24 protein-coding genes are annotated in these 24,305 nt (G+C 56.5%); 8 read left to right on the forward strand and 16 right to left on the reverse strand.

The genetic code is table 11. The features are described 5' to 3' along the window. Positions 1-30: 30 nt before the first annotated feature. The 3 genes from HY57_RS12825 to HY57_RS12835 all read right to left on the reverse strand — a co-directional run bounded on the left by HY57_RS12825 (position 31) and on the right by HY57_RS12835 (position 4,018). Positions 31-1,806, reverse strand: coding sequence for a GMC family oxidoreductase (locus HY57_RS12825; protein WP_019467167.1), 1,776 nt, complete (start codon positions 1,804-1,806; stop codon positions 31-33). Next, positions 1,803-2,516, reverse strand: coding sequence for a gluconate 2-dehydrogenase subunit 3 family protein (locus HY57_RS12830; protein WP_026034257.1), 714 nt, complete (start codon positions 2,514-2,516; stop codon positions 1,803-1,805). Before HY57_RS12830 ends, HY57_RS12825 begins: the two co-directional genes overlap by 4 nt. 470 nt (positions 2,517-2,986) lie before the next feature. Next, positions 2,987-4,018 carry an NAD(P)H-quinone oxidoreductase gene (locus HY57_RS12835; protein WP_019467165.1) on the reverse strand — a complete coding sequence of 344 codons (1,032 nt, stop codon included), beginning with the start codon at positions 4,016-4,018 and terminating at the stop codon, positions 2,987-2,989. 50 nt (positions 4,019-4,068) lie between these two features. Here HY57_RS12835 and HY57_RS12840 point away from each other — a divergent pair, with 50 nt between their 5' ends. Next, entirely contained in the window at positions 4,069-5,055 is a 987-nt protein-coding gene (locus HY57_RS12840) for a LysR family transcriptional regulator (protein WP_200873879.1), read from the forward strand. Between the two features lie 656 nt (positions 5,056-5,711). Further along, entirely contained in the window at positions 5,712-6,698 is a 987-nt protein-coding gene (locus HY57_RS12845) for an enoyl-CoA hydratase/isomerase family protein (protein WP_019467163.1), read from the forward strand. A gap of 257 nt (positions 6,699-6,955) precedes the next feature. Here the strand turns inward: HY57_RS12845 and HY57_RS12850 are convergent, their stop codons facing one another. After that, positions 6,956-7,822: a fumarylacetoacetate hydrolase family protein gene (locus tag HY57_RS12850; RefSeq protein ID WP_026034255.1), complete on the reverse strand. Its 867-nt coding sequence runs from the start codon at positions 7,820-7,822 to the stop codon at positions 6,956-6,958. A gap of 435 nt (positions 7,823-8,257) precedes the next feature. Between HY57_RS12850 and HY57_RS12855 the strand changes: the two genes are divergently transcribed. Then, positions 8,258-8,677, forward strand: a complete 420-nt coding sequence (locus tag HY57_RS12855) for a nuclear transport factor 2 family protein (protein WP_019467161.1) — start codon at positions 8,258-8,260, stop codon at positions 8,675-8,677. Between the two features lie 169 nt (positions 8,678-8,846). Here the strand turns inward: HY57_RS12855 and hchA are convergent, their stop codons facing one another. Further along, a complete protein-coding gene (gene hchA / locus HY57_RS12860) occupies positions 8,847-9,731 on the reverse strand; it encodes a glyoxalase III HchA (RefSeq protein WP_019467160.1) in 885 nt (294 codons plus the stop codon). A gap of 460 nt (positions 9,732-10,191) precedes the next feature. Here hchA and HY57_RS12865 point away from each other — a divergent pair, with 460 nt between their 5' ends. The 3 genes from HY57_RS12865 to HY57_RS21245 all read left to right on the forward strand — a co-directional run bounded on the left by HY57_RS12865 (position 10,192) and on the right by HY57_RS21245 (position 12,982). Further along, positions 10,192-10,932, forward strand: a complete 741-nt coding sequence (locus HY57_RS12865) for a PA1136 family autoinducer-binding transcriptional regulator (protein WP_019467159.1) — start codon at positions 10,192-10,194, stop codon at positions 10,930-10,932. Positions 10,933-11,012: 80 nt separating this feature from the next. Beyond that, positions 11,013-12,008 (forward strand): NAD(P)H-quinone oxidoreductase, encoded by a 996-nt coding sequence (locus HY57_RS12870; protein ID WP_026034254.1) that lies wholly within the window; start codon positions 11,013-11,015, stop codon positions 12,006-12,008. A gap of 125 nt (positions 12,009-12,133) precedes the next feature. Further along, on the forward strand, positions 12,134-12,982 hold the full coding sequence (locus tag HY57_RS21245; RefSeq protein WP_026034253.1) for an SDR family NAD(P)-dependent oxidoreductase: 849 nt from the start codon (positions 12,134-12,136) through the stop codon (positions 12,980-12,982). Between the two features lie 21 nt (positions 12,983-13,003). Here the strand turns inward: HY57_RS21245 and HY57_RS21615 are convergent, their stop codons facing one another. Continuing rightward, positions 13,004-13,468 (reverse strand): hypothetical protein, encoded by a 465-nt coding sequence (locus HY57_RS21615; protein WP_144240821.1) that lies wholly within the window; start codon positions 13,466-13,468, stop codon positions 13,004-13,006. Positions 13,469-13,665: 197 nt separating this feature from the next. On the opposite strand from HY57_RS21615, the gene HY57_RS12880 reads away from it, so the two are divergent. After that, a complete protein-coding gene (locus tag HY57_RS12880; RefSeq protein WP_019467153.1) occupies positions 13,666-15,498 on the forward strand; it encodes a GMC family oxidoreductase in 1,833 nt (610 codons plus the stop codon). 119 nt (positions 15,499-15,617) lie between these two features. Then, positions 15,618-15,911 carry a UBP-type zinc finger domain-containing protein gene (locus HY57_RS21250; RefSeq protein ID WP_081500741.1) on the forward strand — a complete coding sequence of 98 codons (294 nt, stop codon included), beginning with the start codon at positions 15,618-15,620 and terminating at the stop codon, positions 15,909-15,911. Between the two features lie 471 nt (positions 15,912-16,382). On the opposite strand, the gene HY57_RS12885 is transcribed toward HY57_RS21250, so the two are convergent. The 10 genes from HY57_RS12885 to HY57_RS12920 form a co-directional block, all read right to left on the reverse strand. After that, the gene (locus HY57_RS12885) at positions 16,383-16,994 is read right to left on the reverse strand and encodes an OmpA family protein (RefSeq protein WP_038579813.1); all 612 of its coding nucleotides are present in this window, start codon (positions 16,992-16,994) and stop codon (positions 16,383-16,385) included. Positions 16,995-17,051: 57 nt separating this feature from the next. After that, a complete protein-coding gene (locus HY57_RS12890) occupies positions 17,052-17,405 on the reverse strand; it encodes a hypothetical protein (RefSeq protein WP_019467151.1) in 354 nt (117 codons plus the stop codon). A 28-nt stretch (positions 17,406-17,433) separates the two neighbouring features. Further along, positions 17,434-17,691, reverse strand: coding sequence for a hypothetical protein (locus tag HY57_RS12895; protein WP_019467150.1), 258 nt, complete (start codon positions 17,689-17,691; stop codon positions 17,434-17,436). Positions 17,692-17,973: 282 nt separating this feature from the next. Then, positions 17,974-18,444, reverse strand: coding sequence for a hypothetical protein (locus HY57_RS21620; protein WP_144240822.1), 471 nt, complete (start codon positions 18,442-18,444; stop codon positions 17,974-17,976). A gap of 15 nt (positions 18,445-18,459) precedes the next feature. After that, the gene (locus tag HY57_RS12900; protein WP_019467619.1) at positions 18,460-19,044 is read right to left on the reverse strand and encodes a hypothetical protein; all 585 of its coding nucleotides are present in this window, start codon (positions 19,042-19,044) and stop codon (positions 18,460-18,462) included. 323 nt (positions 19,045-19,367) lie between these two features. Then, on the reverse strand, positions 19,368-20,156 hold the full coding sequence (locus tag HY57_RS12905; protein ID WP_038579818.1) for an FRG domain-containing protein: 789 nt from the start codon (positions 20,154-20,156) through the stop codon (positions 19,368-19,370). 32 nt (positions 20,157-20,188) lie between these two features. Beyond that, complete coding sequence (locus HY57_RS12910; protein WP_144240823.1) at positions 20,189-21,100, reverse strand: hypothetical protein; 912 nt, start codon at positions 21,098-21,100, stop codon at positions 20,189-20,191. Between the two features lie 105 nt (positions 21,101-21,205). Then, positions 21,206-21,754 (reverse strand): hypothetical protein, encoded by a 549-nt coding sequence (locus tag HY57_RS12915; protein ID WP_019467616.1) that lies wholly within the window; start codon positions 21,752-21,754, stop codon positions 21,206-21,208. Between the two features lie 82 nt (positions 21,755-21,836). Further along, the gene (locus tag HY57_RS21255; RefSeq protein ID WP_081500778.1) at positions 21,837-22,037 is read right to left on the reverse strand and encodes a DUF2188 domain-containing protein; all 201 of its coding nucleotides are present in this window, start codon (positions 22,035-22,037) and stop codon (positions 21,837-21,839) included. A gap of 63 nt (positions 22,038-22,100) precedes the next feature. Continuing rightward, on the reverse strand, positions 22,101-24,305 hold the full coding sequence (locus HY57_RS12920) for a S8 family peptidase (RefSeq protein WP_081500777.1): 2,205 nt from the start codon (positions 24,303-24,305) through the stop codon (positions 22,101-22,103).

Below are 24,305 nucleotides of genomic sequence, written 5' to 3' on the forward strand. Positions count from 1 at the left end.
TGCGACGGAATAGGGGAGCTAGCCGAGCAGTCATGTTTGCACCAATGGGCCCGGGCGCTTGAGGTAGATCTCGCGTATGGCCTTGGCTGACAGATAGGTGAGGCCGCCGATCAGGCCTGTCGGGTTATACCCGAGATTCTGCGGAAACGCCGACGCGCCCGTCACGAACACGTTAGGTACATCCCAGCTCTGCTGGAATCGATTCAATGCACTTGTACTTGGATCATTACCCTGAATCACGCCTCCGGTGGTATGCGTGGTCTGATATTGGCGGATGTCGTAATGATCTCCGGGCTTGCGTAAATTCAAAGACGAAGCCTTGGGCTTCATCTGATCGACGATATCCTTCGCGCGGTCGGTCACAAAGCGCGACATCTTGTACTCGTTTTCGTGCCAGTCGAAGGTTATGCGAAGCAATGGAAGTCCAAACGCGTCTTTGTACGTAGGGTCCAAGTCCAGGTATCGATCGCGATAGGACATCACTGAGCCGTGCGTAGCCACCGTGGTGGAATGCAGGTAGCTGTCCTTTGCCGCACGCTTCCAAGCAGCGCCCCACGACGGGGTGCCAGGTGGAACACTTAGCTGCTGAATCGGCCTGCCGCCTGTTTGCCCACCGAAGATATACGCTCCGCCAATGAAGCCATGGCTGGCATGATCGAAGTGATCGGAATTGAAGTCGTCGACAATCTGGACGCCCCCGGCGCCTGCTCCAATGAAGGGGTTGATGGCAACATCCTTATCGAAGAACACGCCGATGCTGCTCATCATTTGGTAGGCGTAATTCTTTCCGATGACGCCCGCGCCGGTGGCCGGGTCGTAAGGCCGACCAATACCGGAAAGGAGCATCAGCCGTACGTTATGCATCTGGAATGCGGCTACGATGACCAGATCTGCCGGCTGCTCCACTTGCTGCCCCTTGGCGTCGATATAAGTCACGCCGGTGGCGCGCCTGCCAGTGGAGTCGAGGTTGATTCGCGTAACGTGGCTATTGGTACGCAGAGAAAAGTTTGGTCTGCGCATTAGGATGGGCAAGATAGTGGTCTGCGGCGATGCCTTGGAGTACATGAAGCAACCGAATCGTTCGCAATAGCCGCATAGATTGCATGGTCCGAGGCGGGCGCCGTATGGATTGGTGTATGGCCGCGATGCATTTGATGCTGGTTGCGGAAAGGGGTGGTAACCCAGCGTGCGCGCCGCGTCGGCAAACAGCTTGGCACCGTAGCCGTCGGCAACCGGCGGATTGGGATATTCCTTCTTGCGCTGTCCTTCAAAGGGGTTCCCGCCCTCCTGGAGGCGACCGTTGAGATTGCCTGCGCGACCGGAGGTTCCGCACACATACTCAAACTTCTCAAGAAACGGCTCGAGCTCATCGTATGTAACGCCGTAGTCTTGAATTTGCATATCTGCCGGCATGAATCGTTCGCCATAACGATTACGGATATGGCTTCGGAACTCCAAATCTTCCGGAGAGGGGCGGTAGTGCTGGCCGTTCCAGTGCGTACCCGCACCACCCACGTTGTTACCAAGTAGGAATGATCCGTATTGACGGTAGGGTACCGCCGTGTCGCCAACTGCATGGCGGACAGTGACCGTCTCCCGCGCCAATGGCTGGAACAACTTACCCCGGATGCCGTATGCCAATTCGTCGGCAATATTCGGATAGGCCCAATCCGGCGATGTGTCCTGGTAATCACCGCGCTCGAGCGCAAGTACGCTCACGCCAGCATCGCTCAGCTCGATGCCCATGATCGCACCGGTCCAACCAAACCCAATGATCACCACATCGACCGACTTCATGCGGATCATGACTTGTCTCCGCGAATCGATACAGGGCCAATGGGATACACTTTTCCCGGCTGCTCAGCCCAGTCGGCAAAGTCGGCGCGGGCACCGGGAAAGCCAATCATTTTCCAGCTGCCCATCTGCTTGTTTCCGCCATACATGGGATCGGCGAAATAGCCTTCCTTGGTGTTCTGAAGCAACTGCGCGAAGAAGATCTGGGAAGGTACTGCCTCCAGCACAATCTGGCCCTTCTCCAGCTGATGAAGTACCTCATCGCGCATTTCTTGCGCGAGTGACGCAAACACCATGTTATGTTGCTTTTTGCACCACCCATCTACTGCAGCAATGGCGGCACGATAAAGTTCACGCGGAGTAAACCGCAATTGGTAACCGAGCGTTGGCGGTGCTTCGGGCGTAAACGGTCCCTGCATATACCAGAGCCCGCCATGGCCGTACGCGGTCTCCATCTCGCGATCAATAAACTCAGCAACGCCCGATTCGAGTGCCCCTGGACCGTCTTCGTTGGAAGGAATTAGCCGGTCAACCGCAGCTTGCAGAAATTGCCACTCTGGGGCAGTGAAGTAACGTGGCGTGTATGCGGCTTCGGTGAATGCAATCGATGCACTCCGCGCTTGCGAAAGCGACGCTGGGCCCAATAGGCCGATCGCCGGCACGACAACGAGCGACTTTCGGAGAAACTCACGGCGCTGTGTAGAGCGAGGTTTGTTCGACATGGCGCTCCCCAACACGATCGAACGAAAGCGTGAGTCATCGTGGCGCGCGAGGTGCGAGCAAAGCGTGAAGTTGGCTTCCCAAGCAGCCACTTATCTGTAGCACGCTCGACCATAGATCGACGCGAACAACTAACGACGAGTTTCAAATCGACGTCATCAGGGGGGCGTGGAGAGCGAAAACCTTGGCCGCTTCACCGAACGCAACCTAGGATTCGAGGCCTTCCTATTTCCCCTAGAAAGACCTAGACAAATCACCTGAAAATTTCCTATTTCCCCTAGGAAACCCGGCGCTACCTGCTCAGTGGCTTCTTGTTTCCCCTAGGCGGTCCAATAGAGACCGCCTAGGGAAGGACACGCACATCCACGCGAAATATGTCCATTGCAGCCGTTGGGCATTAATCCAAATCTGGCTTACCGTCGTGAGCGTGCAGGTCGATGGTCATATCGCCGTGGCTCGTTATCTGGTCAGGTCATACAGAGCGCTGCGCGGCGGTAGTGAGCACGATCTTGCCAAAATGTATGCCCGAGTCGATCAGCGCGTGAGCAGAGCGCGCATCCTCAAGCGCAAAGGACCGATATACCTGGGGCTTAATTTTGCCACTTTCGATGAGGGGCCAAACATGCGCCTCGAGATCGGCAATGATGGCGGCCTTTTCCTCGTAGGTGCGCGAACGTAGCGTTGAGCCGATGAGTGCGAGGCGCTTGGTCATCAATGGCCATAGGTCAAGCTCCTTTGCCGGCCCCTTTAGCACGCTGACCTGCAAGATGCGCCCATTCATGGCTGCGGCCTGGAGGTTTCGGGCCACGTAATCTCCCGCAATGATGTCGAGAATGACGTCCACACCCTTGCCATGCGTGAATTCTTCCACCTTTGTCACGTAGTCGTCTTCAAGGTAATTGATCGCGTGGTTTGCCCCGAGGCGCACGCTAGCTTCACGATGTGCGTCCGACCCCACGGTGGTGATGACCTTCGAAGCGCCCATGGCTTTCGCAATCATCGTCGCGGCCGTCCCAATTCCAGACGCTCCACCGTGAATTAGTACCGATTCGCCAGCCTTCAACTTGCCGCGCTGGATAAGATTGAGCCATACGGTCATGAATGTTTCTGGCATCGCCGCAGCCTCTGCCACGCCGAGGCCAATAGGTAGTTTCATCGTGACGTTGTGATTGGCGACTGCATATTCTGCATATCCGCCGCCGGTCACGAGCGCACAGACCATGTCACCTTGGGAAAAGCGATTTACGGCGGACCCTACGGCGATGACCTCACCGGCAATTTCGAGCCCCGGGATGTCCGATGCGCCCGGCGGTGGGTTGTACTGGCCCTTTCGCTGGAACACGTCGGGGCCATTCACGCCCGCGGCGTGAATGCGGATCAACACTTCGTCGTGGCCCGGGGTCGGCACTGGGCGCTGCCTTGGCACCAGGACCTCCGGGCCGCCAGGTCGGCTAATTTCAATGGCCGTCATTTCGGCGGGCAGGATGGGCATGGTGTCTAACATGGGAAACCTCCGAAGAAGCTAAGGGATTTTTGGCGAGGGGAAGCATATGCTTGGCCAATGATGAAATCGCGCAGCGATTTTCACGTCCACTGATGCAAAATTGCATCGAAGCGGAGGGCTCGTCCTTGAACTGGGATGACACTCGAATCTTTCTCGCTATCTATCGGGAGCGCAGCCTGCGAGGCGCCGCACGACTGGTCGGCCTCGATCAAGCCACGGTCGGTAGACGCCTGGCAGCGCTCGAGCGTGCGCTCGGCGCGACGCTCTTCTTACGCACGTCCAATGGGTACGTGCTGACCCCGGTCGGCGAGGTCGCCTTGCGGTGGGCAGAAAAAATGGAGCAGTCAGCAATCGATCTCGTACGACAAACCCAGGGCGTGGACGAGCGCCTGGCGGGCGAAGTCCGCGTGACGACGACGGATGCGATTGGGCTCGAATTCGTGATGTCAGCGATCCGACACCTCCATGACGAGCATCCAAATGTGCGCGTACTGCTCGACACGTCAACTCAGGTGCAGAATCTGGCGAGGCGGGAAGCCGACATCGCGGTTCGTACGATCAAGCCTGATAATCCCGATCTTCTCACGCGCCGGCTCGCTGTGTGGCCAGTGGGACTCTATGCGTCGGTCGACTATCTTGAGCGGCATGGAGAGCCTGTCCCAGGGGAAAGCTTTGAAGGGCACGACCTGGTCTGCTACCTACCGCACATGCAGGCGCGCCGGCTGCTCACGTTCGTGGGAGAGCCTATTCATGCGGGCCGAATTGTCTCGGGGCTGAATTCGAGCCTGCTGTTGCGCGCGGCCGTAGGCGCAGGTCTCGGTCTTGGCGAACTCGCAGTTCCAATTGCAGAGCGCGACGGCCTCGTGCGCATATGGCCTGATCGCGTCAGCGCAATGGCGTACGAAGTATGGATGGTGACCCACAAAGACCTGCGACATACCGCGCGCGTCAGTGCGATGATCGATCACATCGCGAAGGTTTTTGAAGAGACGCCCGGCGACAAGAAAAATTCCGTGGAATTCCCACCCTCCAGCTAGTTTGATGGGAAAGTCCTCCAGCGTCAGGGCTTCGCCTGCGAAGCCCCTGATGCGGTCATTTCGCTTCGTCGTGAATATGCGGCTTGCTCACGAAGACAATTATAGGATTTCGGCATGGTTGCAGGCCGTTTGCTTACCTATATCGCGCCATGACTGCACGTCAGGTTGCTCTCTGCAGTTTTGATTCGGGTGCAATCCCTGAGCCAGCTCTCTGTCAGCACCCCCTTTCCGCAATCAGCCTCGGCTGCCGGGTTGAGCAGTAGGGGATATCCCTCATGTCGATTGGATGCCAAGGGCGAGACTATGGTGGCCGGGAATGCATCTGCGATCGAGCTAGCCCAGACACCATTGAATCGTCGCTGAGCATTGATGCCACCGCTGGGCCCTGTTTGCGATGTCGCAGGCGCAAGCCGCGATCGCCGAGATGGCCGGATGATCAATCGCTACTGGCAATAGCGCTCGTAAAAAGAGGTCGCGTATGTATGGCGCCACGGCCGCAATCAAACTCGTGGCGGGAGAAGCGATGCAGCAGGTTCGCGGCCAACCCTGATGAAAGTTGCACGTGAAGTTTCCGTGGAAGCCAGGCACGTCGGCCGTCTTCGGCGCAAAACAATTGCCGAAACCGGTCAATCAAGATGAACCATGAGGAGTCCGCTATGTCTAGCATTTCAAGGCGTTCGTTCGTCAAGTTCATGGGTAGCGCAACCCTCGCCCCTGCGCTCCTACCCTCTGCCCTGATGGCGGCCGAGAGCACTGGGTCGCATGATACCAGTGGCGCAATGCCGCTCCAGGCTTCAGCCGCAACCGACGGCTACTCGGGATACAAGCTCATCCAAGTCGCAGTAGACAGTGGCGTTGCAATGGTGACGTTGAATCATCCGCCACTGAATCTACTTGACGAGGCGCTTTCGGATGAGTTCGATCGCCTCACCAGACAACTGGAGATCGATACCCACATTCGCGTCATTGTTTTACAGAGTGCCCTGCCGAAATTCTTCATCGCTCACTCTGGTCTACATCGCGTAGCGCAGGCGCCAAAGACGGTTTCCAATACACGCAGTTTTCGCCTGACCCAGCTGCTCGGGGAGCGCCTGCGCAACATGTCGAAGGTAGTGATCGCCAAAGTTGAAGGCATTACCCGCGGAGGAGGCTCCGAGATCGCCCTGGCTGCGGACATGTGCTTCGCTGCCAAGGGGAAGGCCATTTTCGGACAGCCAGAGGTGGGGTTTGGGCTCGTCCCAGGCGGCGGCAGCACACAGCGTTTGCCGCGCCGAATGGGGCGGCCGCGTGCTATGGAGGCACTCTTGGGAGGCGAAGATTTCTCGGCCGAACTGGCTGATCACTACGGCTACATCAATCGTGCACTGCCAGCGGCGGAACTTGGACCGTTTGTGGACAAGCTTGCGAGGCGCATCGCAACTTACCCGTCAGTCGCGATCGAGCACATCAAAAGAGCAGTGGACATGGGCGCAGACGCCCCGTTTTCTGAGGCGCTACTTGTGGAAGCACACGAATCCGATCTCTGCGTGGCCAATGATTTGGTTCAGGAGCGCATCAAGGCGGCCATCGCCGCCGGCGCCGAGACGTACGATGTCGAGCTCAATCTTCCCGACTTGTTTTCAAAACTGCCTCCTGCGAGCTAGACATTCGAGCTTCCTGCGATCCGGAAATTAGGCGCTCAGACAAGGTCTACGGTCCTCACAAGCGGATGAGAGGGCAGTCCGCGTGCTTTTCTCGTAAGTAAGAATTGCGCAGAAAAGGGGTTGAATAACACCCTGATGGAGTGGAAACGTGGTGCTGATGGCCAATCGCAGGCACCGCTGCATCGAAACGCGGTAGCTCAAAAGGTCGAACCGCCACTGGCTTAAAGCTTACCAATGGCCACGGTCGTCGTCGGGCTTCACGCTTCGGATCCAATAGGATTGATTAGTGTACCTAGCCCATCGATACGCACGCGGCAGATGTCGCCCGGCTTCATCCATAGAGGTGGTGTACGCGTCATGCCAATACCGCCAGGCGTTCCGGTGACGATCACGTCGCCGGGATCCAAAGTCATTGCTTCACTCAAGAGGGCAATTAGGGTGGATACGTCAAATATCAGCTGATTGGTGTTGGCCTTCTGGACGATCTTGTCGTTGAGGGTGGTTTCAAGCACAAGTCCGGATGCACCCTGCGGTAGCTCATCAATTGTCACAAGCTCCGGCCCGAACGCGCCGGTATGGTCAAAATTCTTCCCTAGCGTCCACTGCGGCGTCCGCATCTGGTAGTCGCGCACGGAGGCATCGTTGAACACGCTGTAACCGCAGACATGCGACAGGGCGGACTGTCGCGAAATTCGTCGACCCGCTCGGCCTATGACGACGGCCAGCTCCCCTTCGTAATCCAGCTGGTCGGATTCCAGAGGGACCTGCAAGGTGGATTGGTGGCCGAGAAGACTAGTCGTAAATCTGGCGAAAATCGTCGGGTACTCCGGAGCTTCAAAATGGGTCTCTGCGGCATGCTCGGCGTAGTTCAGGCCGACACAAATGATCTTTCCGGAACGCATCAGCAACGGGATGTGTCCAATGTCGTCATGTGGAATCGGCGCCCCCTTTGCTAATAGGGTGGTACTTGCGTTCTTCATGGCTTCAAGGCCTGAAGCAACTAGGCGATCCAAATCACCAGGGAAGTCTGGAGAACTTTCGGCGATACCAAAGAACTCCCCTGTGCGTGCTTTGGCAGCCAGTCCAAGATGCCCATCTGAATTAAGGAATCTTGCGAAGCGCATTGAGGTATCTCAGAGCGTTGATGTTCCGAAGTGACATCCAGCGTGATTTGATCTTTGGTTGGCGGAAGCTGGTTGAACACTTGACGGGTCCCGGCGCGGCCAAATAGACCCCTCAGGCAACTGCACCATACCGCCGGCTTGTGTTTTCAACCAAGCCTAAAGCGGCACGTGCCGACCAACATCGCACCTCGGCGATGCCATAGTCATCTTTACGCTGACACGGGTGAAAGTCGTGTGGCGACAATCACAGGGCTCCTGTTGGAGATGCCCTTTATGGCATGGCACAGCAAACCTGCCATATCCGCCGCTCCACATGTGAGGGTTTTCCCCTATGTGAGAGGGCGGAGAGATGGATAATGATCATAGTTGGGGGTAAACCAAGTGCTGATGAGTTACGGGGCAGCAGGATTTTCCTCAACACTTCGGAGATCCATCATGCAAATCCGAGAGCTTGCAAATACGTTCTTCGCCGCATACCGATCGCACGATGTGGCAACCATGGTCGACCTATTCGAAGCTGACGGATTGGTCGAGTACGTGCCTTTGGAGATGCGAGGTACGGCCTCGAAAGAAGGAAAGGGAGTATGGGGCGCTTTGATCGACGCATTCCCTGATCTGACAAACGTCGTTAGTCGGATGTATGCATCAGACGCCGAAGGTTACGCCACCGTTGAGGTCGTCATCGGTGGACGACAAGCAAAAGAATTTATGGGGATTGCCAGCCAGGGTCGATCGTTTCGCCTGGAGCACGCGTTTATTATCACGTGCGGCTCCGACGGAAAGATCTCACGCATGACCGCCTACTGGGACAATTTGAAACTTCTTAAGGAACTGGGTGGTCAGGTTCCCACCTGAAGGATCGACAGGGTGAATATCTGACTGGCTGGTGTGAGCAACGGCCATTAACTGTCTAGCTCAGCCGTCCGAAACACGACCATCAAGGGCAGAGTGGGGCCAATGCGCCCCACTCGCTCGGGTATGGATCAGACTGCAAGGCGATGCATCTGCGGTCTGAGTAGTGCACTCAAACGGTGACGCCTACTTCCTTCAGGAGTGCCTTGGCGGCCGCCTTGCCAAGATTATTGGACGCCAAAGGACTGTCGCCGGTAATCAGCTTCCGGTCCTGGTGAGTCATGCCAGTAATGTCGCCATTTAGGATCTCGACGCCAAGCTTCTTCAATTCCTCACCGATGTGCCACGTGAGCTGGCCTGGCATGTAGCCGATATTTGGAGTTTGTCGGTCGATAGAGTCAGGAAACACACAGATCTTGTATCCCTTGTACATATAGTTCTCTTTGGCTTCGCCCACCGCAGCAGACAGAAGTGATGCCGGTCCGTGGCAAAGAGTAATGACATACTTGTCATTGGCCATGGCCCACTTGAGCACCGACTTGACTTCTTTGCTGTGTGGAATACCGACAAGCGCCCCGTGCCCTCCCGGTATGAACACAGCAATGTAGTCCGAGTCATCTCCAAGCTTCTTCTCGATGACGTCAGACAGCTTCTGTGGACTCTTGAGCTGCGCGAGGTACTGCTGATAGATGCTTTGCACTTCCTTGTCTTCTGTTGGAAATGCCCAAAGCTCCAGCTTGGCGGGATTGCCAGACAACGTCGCAATCTCGATGTCAAATCCCGCCTTAGCCATGTGATACATCGGTAGCAACATCTCCCACGGATGGTTACCCGTCGAGAACATGGTGCCGTTCTCCATGAGAACGTACCGTTCATCCGTCGCGATCATGAGCACTTTCCACTTCCCTCCCTTGTAGGGGTCCGGGTAGTTGGCATCGCTCAGATCGGATTTGGGTGCGGTGTACGTATGGAGCGAATAGGGGGACGGGAAATACGCATTGTTTTCCGCCGGATCCGGAGTTGGGGTTCTATCCGCGTCGGCGCTTTGTTTGGTCATGACTGCATCCTCTGTGATTGACGTCGATTCAGGAATCTAAGCTCACGTACCAATGGTTCGACTGGGCGACAGGTGGAAAGCGTGCTGCCGCGTGACCGGGATAGGTGTATCGGGAATGCAACACATAACCGCACCTTCAGGGGCACGCTCGACCGTGGGGCCGCCGCTTTCACGGGGCTGCGGCGGGGTTTGGCCGGAAATTCAGGCCGTTATGTGCCGGAACCTGAAAAGGGCTGGTTCGCATTCGCCGATATCGCGATCTCCAAGTAGTTGCCGAGCACAATAGTGAAGACTTGCGCTGGGTTTCCAATGGTGCCGGGGCATTTGCCGACGATGCTCCTTCGTGCGCGATCACGAGGTGATCGCCTGGCCCGGTCAACAGTAAGCCCGACTTCAAGAGTCGGGATATAGGGGATATCCCTCATGTCGGCTAAACGCCGAGGGCGCGATGATAGTGCCCATGAGCGCATCGACCACAGAGCTTGCCAAGGTCCTTTTTGAGGCTTCGTCGCGCATTCGCAGGGCCCCCACGGCCGAGGCTGTATGCGGCGCGCTCGTCGAGTTCGCGAAAGCAATCGGCTTTGACCGAGTCATCGTGTGCAGCGTCTCGCCGAGATCGTCTGACCGTCTTGTTGATGAAATCTTTTTCGTCCACGGCGATTGGGCCGAAGGGCGTAGCGCGCGAGAAAGAGATGCGTACCTGCTCCATTGCCCCGTCACGCGGCATGTCCTGGAGTTCGATGAACCTTTCTTCTGGTCCAAGAGCACCTCGTCTTCACCGGATCGAATGGTCTATCGCATCGTGCACAGCGCACGTGATCTCGGCGAGGTGAATGGAATTCAGGTTCCCATCTTCGGCCGCACCGGTCTGGAGGGAGCGATTTCCTTCGCTGGTGAGATCCTGGATATGAGTTCGGACCTTCGCTTACTACTTCAGTCTGTCTGCACGTTTGCCTTTCATGAGTTCAGGCGACGCCGCGCCAAGGTTATCGAAGAGGTTCATCAGCAGTTGACCGAGCGCGAGCGGGAAATCCTTCGCTGGACGGCTCAAGGAAGATTACAGTCAGAGGTGGCTTCCATACTCTCGATCTCAGAGAGAACCGTTGAGAACCATCTCCGATCAGCTAGACGTCGACTTAATGCGTCATCGACAGCACATGCCGTAGCCAGGGCACTGGCGCTCGGTGAAATCGAGCTATAAGCCCTTCTTATCGACAGCTTTCGGTGATTGTTGACGGGCAATACTTTGAGGTGTGGTCAATGTCTGCGCTCCCAAAAGTTATGCACGCGGTGACATTTCAAGAGCCAGGCGTGCCCGAAGTGTTGAAACTATCGGTTGAACCGGTCCCCATCCCGGGAAAGGGAGAGGCTTTGATTCGTGTGCAAGCGGCGGGCGTCAATCGCCCCGATGTCTTGCAGCGGCAGGGGCGATATCCGATTCAAGCGCATGCCACCCCAGTGCTGGGTCTCGAGGTAGCCGGTGAAATCGTTGCTATGGGGAGCGCCTCAGAAGAATTTGAGGTCGGGGATCGCGTTTGCGCGTTAATACCGGCGGGCGGCTATGCCGAATATGCTGTTGCACCGATACCGCAGATGTTGCGGTGGCCAGAGGGGTATGGCGCCGAATTGGCGGCGTGCTTGCCAGAGACGCTGTTCACCGTGTACGCCAATTTATTCCAGATGGGACGCCTGAAGTCGGGCGAGACAGTTTTGATCCACGGTGGTAGCGGCGGGATTGGGACGACCGCGATTCAACTGGCAAAAGCTTTTGGAGCGCGCGTCATTGCTACGGCGCGTGGTGCCGATGCCTGCCGAGCCTGCGTGGAGCTCGGTGCTGACCGCGCCATTGACTACTCGATTGAAGATTTCGTCGCTGCTGTCAAAGAGGAGACCCACGGCCACGGGGTCAATGTCATCCTCGATGTTGTGGGTGCTGACTACTTTCAGCGCAATCTCGATTGCCTGGCTACGGACGGTCGCCTAATCCTGCTCGGCTTTCTTGGCGGAGAGATCGTCACCTACTTTAACCTCGTGGAAGTGCTTGCCCGGCGACTCGTCATTACTGGCTCGGCCATGCGACCACGTACGATCGCCGAAAAGGGCGAAATTGCCCGCCAACTAAGGGCGAAGGTTTGGCCGGTACTTGATCGGGGACTGTGCCGCCCGGTCATTGCAAAGACCTTTCCACTGGCCGAGGCTGCCAGTGCTCATCGAATGATGGAGTCGGGCGGTTACACCGGTCGCATCGTGCTCGTGGTCAAAGACACTCATTCGTGAAGGAGTGCCTGATGATTCAGGAGCACGAATATCACGGGATAAGCAGGGACGTGCTACTCAAAGACTTCTTGATAGTCGAACCACGCCTCACCAAGGCAAAGACCTAAACAGATCGGAGCGCATGCATGTCTCTTCAGTCAAAGGTGTGGCTAATAACTGGGGCGTCGAAGGGACTTGGGTTGGCGTTGGTAAAGGCCGTTCTCGCGAGGGGCGATCGTGTCGCTGGAACCTCACGTGATGCTGCACACCTTGCCGCTCAAGTGAATGGTGCTCCAGGGCAATTTCTCGCACTTGAGACAGATTTGCCCGATCCATCGAGCGTGGAGAAGACCGTCCAGGATGTCGTCCAACAATTCGGAAGCGTCGATGTGTTGGTCAACAATGCGGGCTATGCGGTGCTTGGAGCCGTAGAGGAGGTCACTGACCATGAGACGCGGGCCAATTTTGATATCAATGTTTTCGGTCTGCTGAATATGCTTCGGTCCGTGCTGCCCGTCATGCGGCAGCGGCACTCCGGCCACATTATCAATGTTGGATCGATCTCCGGATCGATCGGTGGTCTGTCGACGGGTATTTACAGCGCCACCAAGGCAGCGGTCATTCTCCTCTCTGAGTCTCTCGCGGACGAAGTGGCCGAATTCGGTATTTCGGTGACGGCAATCTGTCCTGGTGGATTTCGTACTGATTTCCTGGACGAGCACAGCTCTTCCAGGCGTGCCAGCGCCCCCATTCCCGAATACGAATCGGTCCACCAGGTGCTTGAGCTCTATCGGCAACTGAACAAGCACCAGGGCGGGGATCCAGACAAGGCAGCCGAACTCATGATTCAGTTGAGTCAGATGGCTCATCCGCCGACGCGACTCTATGTCGGTGCGGACGCAGTGCGGGCGATGGAGAAGCAGCTTGATCGCCTCACTCAGGGATTACAGCGCTACCGTGAACTCAGCCTCAGCACGGGATTTGCCAAGCATTGAGTGTAGGTCGTGTAACAGTGGTCAATGATCGGGTTCGAGCGGTCCTCGATTGACGATCGCCTCAGCATCAATATCACGACGATAGACGTCGGTGTTCGTATAGACCGAGCCGTCGGAAAGTCTGCCATGCACATGTATTGTCAGTAGCTTGTCATCCGCAAGCTCACGCTCCGCCCACATCATCACGCGTCCGTTTAGCCATGCACTGGAACGGAGTAGTCCGGTTGAAGTGAGCTCAAACTTCAGGCTATCGGCGATCGATGTACTGTTATACGGATAAGGATGCCCATCTATCCTTCCGCTGAACTCGATTTGGTGGCGGCGCCCTGAAGCGCTTACCCAATCAGATTCAATCGTGATTTCACCATCTCTTCCGAGCCAAACGATGTAAATCCCGCTCCGAGGCGGGAGACCCAACTGGTAGCGAGACAGTTCTGGCTGGAGAATCCAGGATCCCTCAAAAGAACCAGTCACATCACTGCTCATATGGCGCTCTGTGCTTTTCGAAAAGGGTTCGGAGCCAACGCTGGACGACGGACGGGTGGCATCGACGTCGATGTAGAGCCATTGTTGGTATGACAGAGAGCACGGCGACGCCAATGACGAGCCATATACGCTACCGGAGCGTAAAGTCGAACTAAGTGCGCAACTGGCCTACCGCCCTGTCTTTTCTGGAGATGATTATGGCGGACCATACTACTGCGGAACATGACTTCATCATCGTAGGCTCAGGGGCCGGCGGCGGCCCGCTCGCAGCTAATTTGGCTGAGGCGGGCTTCTCGGTCCTGCTACTAGAGGCCGGTGGCGAACACGAGTGCCCCTATTATCAGGTTCCGATCATGCAGGCCCGCGCAAGCGAGGACGCGGACATGCGCTGGGACTTCTTCGTTCGGCATTATGTCGAACGTGACAAGCGCGTGCGCGATCCGAAATATGTCGAGAACGAGGATGGCATCCTTTATCCGCGTGGGGCGACGTTGGGCGGATCTACTGCCATTAGCGCCATGATCACCCTTTACCCAAGCAATTCGGATTGGGAGTATCTCGCCAAGCTGACCGGAGACGACGACTGGAGCCCAGAGGCCATGCGTCGCCGCTTCGAGCGGCTGGAATCGTGGCGTGGACCCGACCCCGATCCTACCCATCCGGCGCGGCCTGGCGACGGCTCGCGCCACGGTTTTAACGGCTGGCTGCCCATCAGTCGCGCCAATCCAAAGATTGCCTCGCGCGAGCCGTGGTTTCTAAAGATCATCAACGCTATCGACGCCGAGAGCCGTGCCACCTACCGCACGCCCGACGAGGTGGTTCTGCCTAACGACCCGAACGACTGGGGTTTTGTCGAGAAGCGGGGGGAGGGCATGATCTTCGTCCCCGTCGCAGTAGACGATGGCAACCGTAATGGCTCGCGCGAGCGTATCCTGGCGGCTCAGCGCAAGCACCCTGACAAGCTGGAGATTCGCCCTCACTCACTGGTATCCGAAGTGCTGTTCGAGGGCGATCTTGCCGTGGGCGTGGCGTTTCTCTCCGGAGCGCGCCTCTACATGGGGGATCCAAGCGCTGCTGACGCACATGGCCCCGGCACCCCTAAGAGGGCCTACGCCAGGCGCGAGATAATCCTCGCCGGCGGGGCCTACAACACGCCTCAGATCCTCAAGCTGTCTGGTATCGGTCCTCGGGCAGAGCTTGAGCGCCATGGCATCCCCGTGCGCCTCGACATGCCCGGTGTGGGCGCGAACCTACAGGACCGCTACGAGGTCTGCGTGGTCCATCGACTGATCCATGACTACGCGATCTTCAAAGATCAGACGCTGAACGTACCGGGCCGCGATGGCAAGGCTGATAGCCTCTTTGCGGAGTGGGACGCAGACCGCGATGGGCCGTACAGCACCAATGGCTCGCTTGCAGCCTTTGTTGCCAGATCCAGTGTCGCAGAAGAGGATCCAGACCTGTACGTCATGGCACTGCCGATTGATTTTCACGGCTACTATCCCGGCTATGCCGCCGAAGGCGCGCTAGAGCATGACAGACTGACGTTGCTGGTGCTCAAGGGCCATACCCGGAATCGTGGTGGCCAGGTGACGCTGGTGAGTACCGACCCAAGAGATCGGCCGCAGATTGACTTCCGCTATTTCGAGGAAGGCACCGACGTCGAGGGACGGGATATGCAGGGCGTGCTGGACGGCATCGCAGTTGCTAGGCGGATCGCCGCGCGTCTGGACGACATCATTGCCGCCGAGGTGATGCCTGGAAAGGACACCGACGAGCAGGGACTGCGCGACTGGGTCCACAACAACGCTTGGGGGCACCACGCTTCCTGCACCTGCAAGATCGGCTCGAGCGATGATCCGCAAGCGGTATTAGACGGCGATTTCCGGGTGCGCGGCGTAAGGGGTTTGCGTGTCGTGGATGCCAGCGTCTTTCCGCGCATCCCAGGAATTTTCATCTGCAGCGCGGTCTACATGGTGAGCGAACGTGCGAGCGACGTCCTCATTCGCCAGCATAATCAATTGGGATAGTCCGCCGCCTCTGCGTAGGGCGCTCACGCTCCGGAAGAAACCCAGAGCAAAGGAGGTGAATTGTGGTTACGGAACATCTTGGTATCAAGCCGCATACCCCGCCCAGTGGGACTGGGTGTATGGAGTGTCTTGCATCAGGCCAGTGGTGGCTCCATCTTCGACGTTGTGCGGAGTGTGGTCACATAGGTTGTTGCGACAATTCGCCCAATCAGCATGCCACGAAGCACGCTTTGGCAACCGGGCATCATGTCATTGCTAGCTTTGAACCAGGCGAGGACTGGTTCTACGACTATCGTACCCAACAATTCTTCGACGGTCCGCAATTGGCGCCTCCGACGTCCCACCCCTTGGCTCAAGCGGTACCCGGCCCAGCCGGAAATCTACCGAAAGACTGGGAAAGATTTCTTCGTTGATTGAACGGACTTTCTACGCGGGTTGGACATTCTAGCTATCGCAGATGGTGACCCGACGATTGCAACCGCTGAAGGCCATTGCTTCGCGCCGAGTGCCGAACATACGCATCGTTTGGTTTGATGCTTATGGCATTGTTGCGAACTGGTGAGCAGTTGCCACCGTGAACTCCTGGCCGGAAGTGGAAGGTGGGGCGATTGGGGCAAGTTATCAGGGGTAAGGGGCGATTGCCTTCGGCTCCAAGCGGACGCCTGCCATGCGGCGCGCCAGTCGTAGGACCTCCGCGCTCGCTATAGCCAAGACCCTGCTGCTCATTCAGCCAGGGCAATTAGGTAGCGTGCCGCTATTCAGCATGCCGAGCCAATCCCGATTGCTGTAAAAAATGGCGCACCCTGCGAACACGCCGTCCTGCAGCTCCGCTGAATCCACACTTGCAGTCGCCTTCGCCGGCATGCGGACATTGGTGACTGCAATCAAGCGTGGTCAGGCGCGTGTGCGAGTCGAAGCCAGATCTCTACTCGCCTGTTGGGAGCTTCGCAGGCAATTTTCTTGTCGAGAGACAATCCGTCGCACTGGACTGAAGCCTTTGCGGGCGCACGATCACCCACGCCGATTGCTTCAATTTTGTCGTGCGCAAATCCTGCACTTTCGACATAGGACTGAATGGCCTGGGCTCGCTCCAGGGACAGCTTGTCGTTGTAAGACGACTGCCCGCCGATGGAGTCGGAATGACCAATCACGAGGATGGAGTCAGCGTCGCCAGCCTTTCGCATTTCAGATATGGCCGGCTGGAGGAGCTTGGCGGAGTCTTCGGTCAGCTTGGCTGAATTGAACTCGAAAAGGGAGTCGCTCGGAAGAACAATGTGAGCGGCGGCCTGGGGGAGGCCTGGGCCTATTGCCGCGTCAACATAGACAACGGTGGGCTGCGCGGGGGGTGCTGCCCGAGACGCATACTCCAGAACGGGAAAGAGAATGGCGATAAAAAGAAGAACGGACGCAATGACAAGCGCCGGCGCGGCAGCGGGCAATACTTTCTGAAGGAAACCATAGGCACCCCCATCGTCCGTTCGTTTGCTATCTGGCAAGCTGGCTCCCCCTAGTCCAAAGACATCGTGTTGCTCCGATGTCAGCCCGAGAATCCTCTATTTGCGATTCAATTGCGCCGTTCGTGAGCCAAAGTAGAAACCGATGGCCGACGAAAGCAGGGTGACAATAGGTCCCACAAGCACATCGAGAACAGCTTTGAGGTTCTCAAACGCTTGTTTCTGATCAATGGCCCGCTCTACGAAAAAGAGTCCGACGAAAGCGAGTGCCACGATTGAGCACAGCAATCCAACGAGCCAGAGAGCGATAATTTCTCTGGTGCGATTATGAGATTCCTCATAGGGGTCCCCGATCGGAGTCACCTTGTCGACTTCATCGACGATGGGCGGACTCCCGATCGGGTCGACCGCACTCTTAACTACACTAATACCGTCGCCTTCCGTAATTGGCACCGGACACCCCCAAAAGGCTGCAAATCAATCAGCGGTTTAGCGAAATCTTTGCTGGCAAGTGCGGGGTGGATATCTGAACAAAATGAGTGAGGTCCGGATCGACTGCGACCACTGCTTTGCCTGCCTTGGTCTGCTCAACGAACCATTTATAGACCGCCAGCGCTTCTCGGCCAATGTCATTGACTGACAGCGGCTTATCGCTGGCCTCGGCACCCAAGACTTCTTTCAAATTGTTGTTAATCCCCTCGACGACGGCGCTAGGGACATTCAATCGCAGCTCAGCCATAGCGGCACACCTCCAGTCGCTCTACAGGTAACGTATAAATAGTCCTAAAACCTCCCATTGTCAATGGAAAATTCATCCATAATTTATCCGGTTTCGCGCCAAACGGACCCGATTCGGGGCTGCCTCCGAGCCAATGCGGAACAGGCCGGTTGACGACGGGGGGGGGGGGGAGGGGCGGAGCCCTGTCTTATTTAACCGTGAGACGCCAGGGGGCGCCTCTACTCGGCCTCCGGGCTCAACCCTCGGCCCAAATGGGGGTGTCCGAACTCTCAAGGGTTGCGCTCAGAGCCCAGGGGCGCCCACATAGGCCTGGAGCATCGCTCTTACTGTCGCGCATGGTTCAGCGGGAATGTTGCAATGCCGCTCTATGCCATAGCTGAGTGCAATGACGATCAAATAGGCATAGCCGAGAATTGCAGGAAGTGTCTGCAACCAGAACTGATGCCTCGATCTAAAGCTGATTCGTTGACCCTGGGGCTCCGACGGCCCTGTCGGCGCTCGCTCACGGAAGTGCTTCGGCATCAGGTCAATCCCTGAAAACCATACCGCCAAGATGAAGGCGAGGCACAAAGTTGCATTGATCGAAGGCGTTTTGGTTGTGAGACAGGCAAGCCCTAGCGGGAACCCCAAAAAACCCAATGACTCATTGAGAAATTTGCTCCATTTTTTTTCGGCTTGCTCGCGACGCTGGCTTTCAGTCTGTTTTCGTTGCTGGTGTTCGTTCTGATGAGCGCGTTTGATGTGATTCTTCATGAATTGATTGATGGCTCAAAAACGGAGTGCGAAGGTAGGTTCATTGACTGGCGTTGGAGCAAAAATTTCTGAAAGCGATGAGATTGCTCGTATGTGTCCCTCATTCGTCACGGCCGCGATAAGGGAGTAGTCAGGGCCGCCCTGACTGCCCTGTGCCGATTCTTTTTGTTCCACGAGCCTATGCAGATATTCCCAAAAGAACTCGCGGTCACGGGTCCCCTTCGTGTCCAATAGTTCGCTCACGGAAAGCATGGGCGATTGCTTCCAATAGGGCGTGGCAGTGAGTTCCAGCTGACGGCCGCCGCTTGGCAACGTTCCGTAGACGAAGAAATGAAGACACTCCCCATCCCCACTGAGTGCCTCTTTGGCAAGAGCGTGTGATGCGAACTTGCGCTCCTCACTGCTAAAGTCACCGGCTGCGCGCTTGAACTCGATCAGCAACCATTTGGAATCTTCGATCGTGAAAATGGCATCGGCTGCCCGCTCATGATTGCCATCCAAGGGCGTGGCCCATGTCAGGTGTCGGGCATGGTTCATTACAAACGCATATTCGACCGTCTTCTCAAACCAGTGAAGTTGCTTGGGAGTTGCGGAAGCCATGGCTGCGTATGCCTTTGGTCGTCGCTGATTGTAATCGACGGATTGTCCGCTCGAACGGATATCAATAAAACGCCTGGATCCACTTTGGCCCGCGTTGCCCAGTCGACAAGGTTCTTGGGGCGGCAGGTGCTGCCGCGCCGCCAACGATCGAAAATGGATTTGTCGATGGTTTCATTGACGAAGTTGTTGGCGATGCCCTGCGCGGAAGATGCGACTGTTCCGCCACGGGGCAGGGTGATTAGTCCGTTCCGTGTAGTACACCCGCATGGGGCGAAGCGCCTGCCCGCGACGACCTGGCGGTACGTCGTTGCTACCACGTGCGATTAAGCGAAATCGAGTCTCAAGTCGACTTTAAGCGTGATCATCCGGGCCTGACCCGATGCGACGGGATTGAACATCAGCGATTTGATTTCCGACGCCGCCCCAGCGAGTCCCGGGTAGATGTGGGACGTCGATATTCCCAATACGCGGAGGCGTTTTCTGATTTCCGGCTTCCACTTCGCCGGTATAGTGATTGTGCTGATGCCGGGGATGCGCAGTGGCGTGAAAGGGTCTGCAGGACACGCGAAGACCGATTTCTGGTTTAGATACCGCGCATCGGAGTAACGCGGCCTAACAAAGATGACCGTTCCCTGGTGTGGCTGAAGAGCGAAAAGCCCCATGGGCTTTGCGCGGTGCTCAACCGTGAATTGTGCAGTCGATGGGTCAAACAGCTCGTATTGGTCAGTGACCGCTGTCTGTACGTGGATGAATGCGCCATCCGTAGTGTCGCCTTCTGCTGCCGCAAAATAAAGAGCGACAAGTGGATTGGTTGACCAGTCCAGAAGGCGTGTCGGCAGCCCATAGTGCTGCGCAAGGAACAACCACTCGAAGTCAGTGCGCGGAGGATTCACCAGCAACGGTACTGTGAGTCGACGAAATTCGGTCATCAAACTGCGTTCGAGCGTGCTCACATCGCCACCGGTGTTTTCCCCGGTCTTCCGCCCAAGCGACGAGATAAGCTCGTAGCTCTCATCGGAAATGCCACGATAAAGCATCTCTCCCCCTCCTGATGAGGAGACTCCTGCCGCCATGATCCTTGACCACAACTCGTCTAATGTTTGTTCCAACATGGGGTGTTACTCATTTGAATGAACCTTGGGGACTATGTATGGCGTTCCGCACTTACCTTGTGCGGGGGATCAGTCAGCCACATGCCATCGATCTCATTATTCTTGGTGTCGTCATTGCGTTGCAATTTCTCAGCGTCAGTGACCAATCTCGGGGAAGGAAGGCCCAAGCGTCCGCACAAGGACGCAACTTCGTCGAAGTGCTCTGGGTGTATCACGCCAATTTCTTCGGCCAGAACTTGCGGATCTGCCTGAAGATACAGGTGCCTCACCAACCCATCGGTCTCAAAATCCACCGTTAGGCCTGCGTGGTCGATGCGAAGATGGTCTGCGCCGTGAACAGCTTGCGCGCCATTGACCTCAATGCCCGTCCGTACCGCGATTTGGGACGCGTCCACAATGAGCCGATGCTCCCGCTGAAATTCCCAGCGCGTTCGCTTGTTCTTGTGGAAAACTAGTGACAGTAGGTCCATGCGCGCTTTGATCGCTTCAGGCGCTAGAAGCCGGGGAATATAGCGTGCCTCGAAGAATGGCGGGTCCTGTTCACCGTCTGCGGGGTCCAACAGCATCAGCAGCTCGCGACGAATCGAACGAATCAGTCGGTCATTCGACGTCTTGATATAGACACCACCCTCACCATACATGGCCGACATACGTGGGGAGAAGGCTGAGTTCTCATGCCAACAGCTAATAAATGTTTGGCGCTTCGAGGCAAGGGCCATTCTATGCGTAAGAGATCCAACTCGCGCCAGGGTGCCATCGTCTGGTCCATTTCCAAGGCAGTGCGCCTCCCGCGCCATGTCCTCGACAAGAGCGTTTACCGCCTGTCGAGTCAGATGACCCTCCCTTTGGTCATCAAAGCAGCAGGCGAGACCAAAATAGACACCCTTTGTCAACCAAGTCTCAAGATGTTGCACCCGCATGTAGTTGTACAGCGCCTTGATCACGAACTTTCCCCTTGTGCTCTTCCCCGTTAACGCCCTATCGCTCCTGACTCCGCCAACCGTGCTGGTAAAGGCATAACTTTCCCGATACAAGGGTTTACCACGCCCTTACCACTCATCGGCCGCGCTGCCATCCGCTACGTACTCGCTGTCATCTTCAAATTCATCAAAGAAGACTTGCGGGTTGGCGATGAGCCCCATAATTTCGAGTCGTGCCTTCCTCTTCTCCGGATCCATGTCTTCGTAGTGCGACTCCAGCTCATCCATGACCTCGGCCTTGGATGCATCAGACTTGAAGCAGTCAAGGTAGTCTTTAATCAGGGCAGGGTCGAAGTTCAGTGGATAATCGCGAGCAAGAAGGCGAGACCAAAGCGAAGCAATGGTTTGCGGGCTTGCCAGGGCAAGCTCCTCTACTTCGCCAGGAGCCAGGTAACTGACAAAGTTCAAGTAGCTAGCCGCCGTGCCTTGGGAAGATCCGGGACTAAGAAGCCTGACAAAGGAGTGCTTGAGGAGTAGGGCAACAGGACCAGGAAATTTTCGGAAATCTACGACAATTTCATTACCGCTGTAGTGCACCCTAATGCTATCGGATTCCTTGATGTGCGCGATTGACCTCTGTGTTTCCTCAAATTCATCAAAGTACGCAACTCTCTCCATGTCCCGTTGCGCGCAGAAGGCTAGCGACTGTTGCAGTGGTAATGCGGATATTCGTTGCGTGTCAATGACCAGCCCAAAACAGTCACGCCTTGCGCCATTGATCCGGTTTCCCGGCTTTGGTGTGGCGCACGCGCTCTACGTCCGGATTTGTAGATCCCATCTTTCGAGCCATTTCTATGGCCTCTGCCTGAGTGGGGGCGGTCGCACTTGCGCGTTTGGCACCTGCTTTGCGCACCGCATAGTCACCTTGATCACGCCGTTCGACAAACAACTTTTTGCTCATGCCGCTTTTCTCCTGGCTGTTAGGGGAGTCGCGTACCAGAGGAATCATTTGACTCGCGAAATCTCAAGGAGCACCGCCTGAAGTCACTTCTGCGTGCGACTGGACGCTAAGTGTCTGCAGAATGGGAAACTGCGTCTGGATTCTCGTTAGGAGATCCGTGACACCAGGTGCTTCGATCGTCACGACCAGGGCGAAGGGCATTGGCACGGCATCCTCGCTCCTGACGGCCTCGCTTTCATCGCGAACCTGGTAGTTGATATGAAAATATGGATCTTCAAGGTCATCCACGCCAACGCGACACTTATTGTGTAGCACCGTGTCCCAACGCATGGAATCTCGCCTGAGCTGTTCTTCAGTTTTATACATTCCGCTGCCAAATAGGGGCAGTGACTTCTTCGGACCCTTGTAGCATCGCACCCACAAGCCCGCTCGCGTGTAGTTGATGGCGTGGGCGGAATCAACTGGGGCGCGATAGCAAAACGTCGCCCCCAGCTTTATGAAGCTGCCGGACGGAAGTCCAGTGGGGATCGGGATCTGAGCTTTCTGAGGATGACCCGGCCGGGTTACTCCCTGGTATACGACACGCACGACATCTAGTGGGGTGTAGAGAATTTCCTCCGGATTAAGAGGAATGCGCCCCCAGCCGACCTCCGGGCGAGTGTGGCTGCGCGGACTGTATTCACAGGCATTGATTATGAGTGCTTGAAGGGTGACTGGGTCGAAAGAGGATCTACTCATCGAGTCCGCCCCTGCAGCAACGCGTAGTGCCAAGGGGCTCGCGAAGCTGGTACCCGCCACTGCGACAACGCCGCCGGCAATTGGATTAAATACCGGCACAGGTTCTTCGTCCGATCCTCCGAATGCCACCGCGTCAGGCTTCACATAGCCAGGACTCCGGCCTGGACCTACCGCACTATACGGTGCGCGCCCCCACTTCCTCTTCGTTGAGCCAGCGGCGCCAATTGAAAACACGTTGACTGCGTCGCCGGGAGGCTGGATTCGCGCCAACTCTCCGTCAAGTAGCCCGTTATTTCCGACCGCGGCGGTGCACAAGGTACGCCCGTCTGCAAGCTCCGTATCGAGTCGAGATGTCCATTCGTGCACATCATCATCAAAGAAGGTTGCGATCGGCCCCAGACTTACGTTTGCAAAACGATACGGGGAACCAGATACGCGTGCACTTCGGAGCGCCGTTACGATGCGATCCAGAACATCCAGCGCTTGCTCGGGGCTGTCGGATGTGGGAAGTACTCGATGATGATCGACTTTGCAAAAGGGAACCGGTAGCGCGATTGTGGCGTGCTCCACATGCCCAAATAGGAACGCAGACGTGACGTTGAGACCATGAGCTAGTTCACCAGGTAATGGGGGCTGAAGGTTGCTGCTCGCGAACTCGCTAGCGTGACCGGGAAAGGCGTTTGCGATGCCACCGTCAAAGATCGCAGCTTTTACGTTGGATCCTGCTGTTTGCTCTGGGATCTTGAGTTTATTGAAGGTCTTTGTGAGTGTGCCTTTCAGTTGCCAGTCACCCTGCAATTGAGGCATCGAGCGGATTACGCGAATACGGGAAAACTTGGCAAGCTCTGCTACCTTCTCAGGAGCAATTTGAACACCCGCGAAAGTGAGTCCCGGAACGAATCTTAGGCCTCGTGCAGTGACATTCCCCCCAAGTTCTTCTACCAGCGATCTGAAGGCTACCAAGATATCTGCATCTGACTCGTTTGCATGCAGCGTGATGTGGACATGGTTGGGCCACTTGGAATCACTCCTGATTCTTAGCTTCTCTTCGTTCTGGTAGGGATCAATAAGTTCTATTCGAGCAAACTGCTCCTGCTTTCCCACTGCCGTAGTTGCGTCGCGGAGCTTTCCATCCATCGACAGAAAGTCATCCGCCGTCCCCGACACAAAAATTGAAGCCGTCTCAAGCGACGAGGTCGCTCCCCCGCGTTGCTTTCGAGGGCTGATTTTCACTGGCCGCGAACCAAGAATGGTCAGCCCTGCATCACGCAGAAGACTGGCAGGGAAGTACGTCTTGGCCAGGAAGGCGGGATGAAGGACCACTTTTGCGGTCACTTCTCGCCTAGGGGCAAAGCGCAGCGGTGTTGCCTCCGCAAAATTTTGAACAGCGACCAATTGTGGATGCAAGGCCTCTCGCGCATCCTCGATAGAGTAGGGGAGCCACTTGGATCCGCCCCCTGCTGGCCACGATAGCTGTCCAATCAATTCCTGGCCATTGGAGATCAATACATTTCGCTGCTTCTCTGCCAT

It is taken from the genome of Dyella japonica A8, from assembly GCF_000725385.1.
In the GTDB taxonomy this organism is placed as follows: Bacteria; Pseudomonadota; Gammaproteobacteria; order Xanthomonadales; family Rhodanobacteraceae; genus Dyella; species Dyella japonica_C.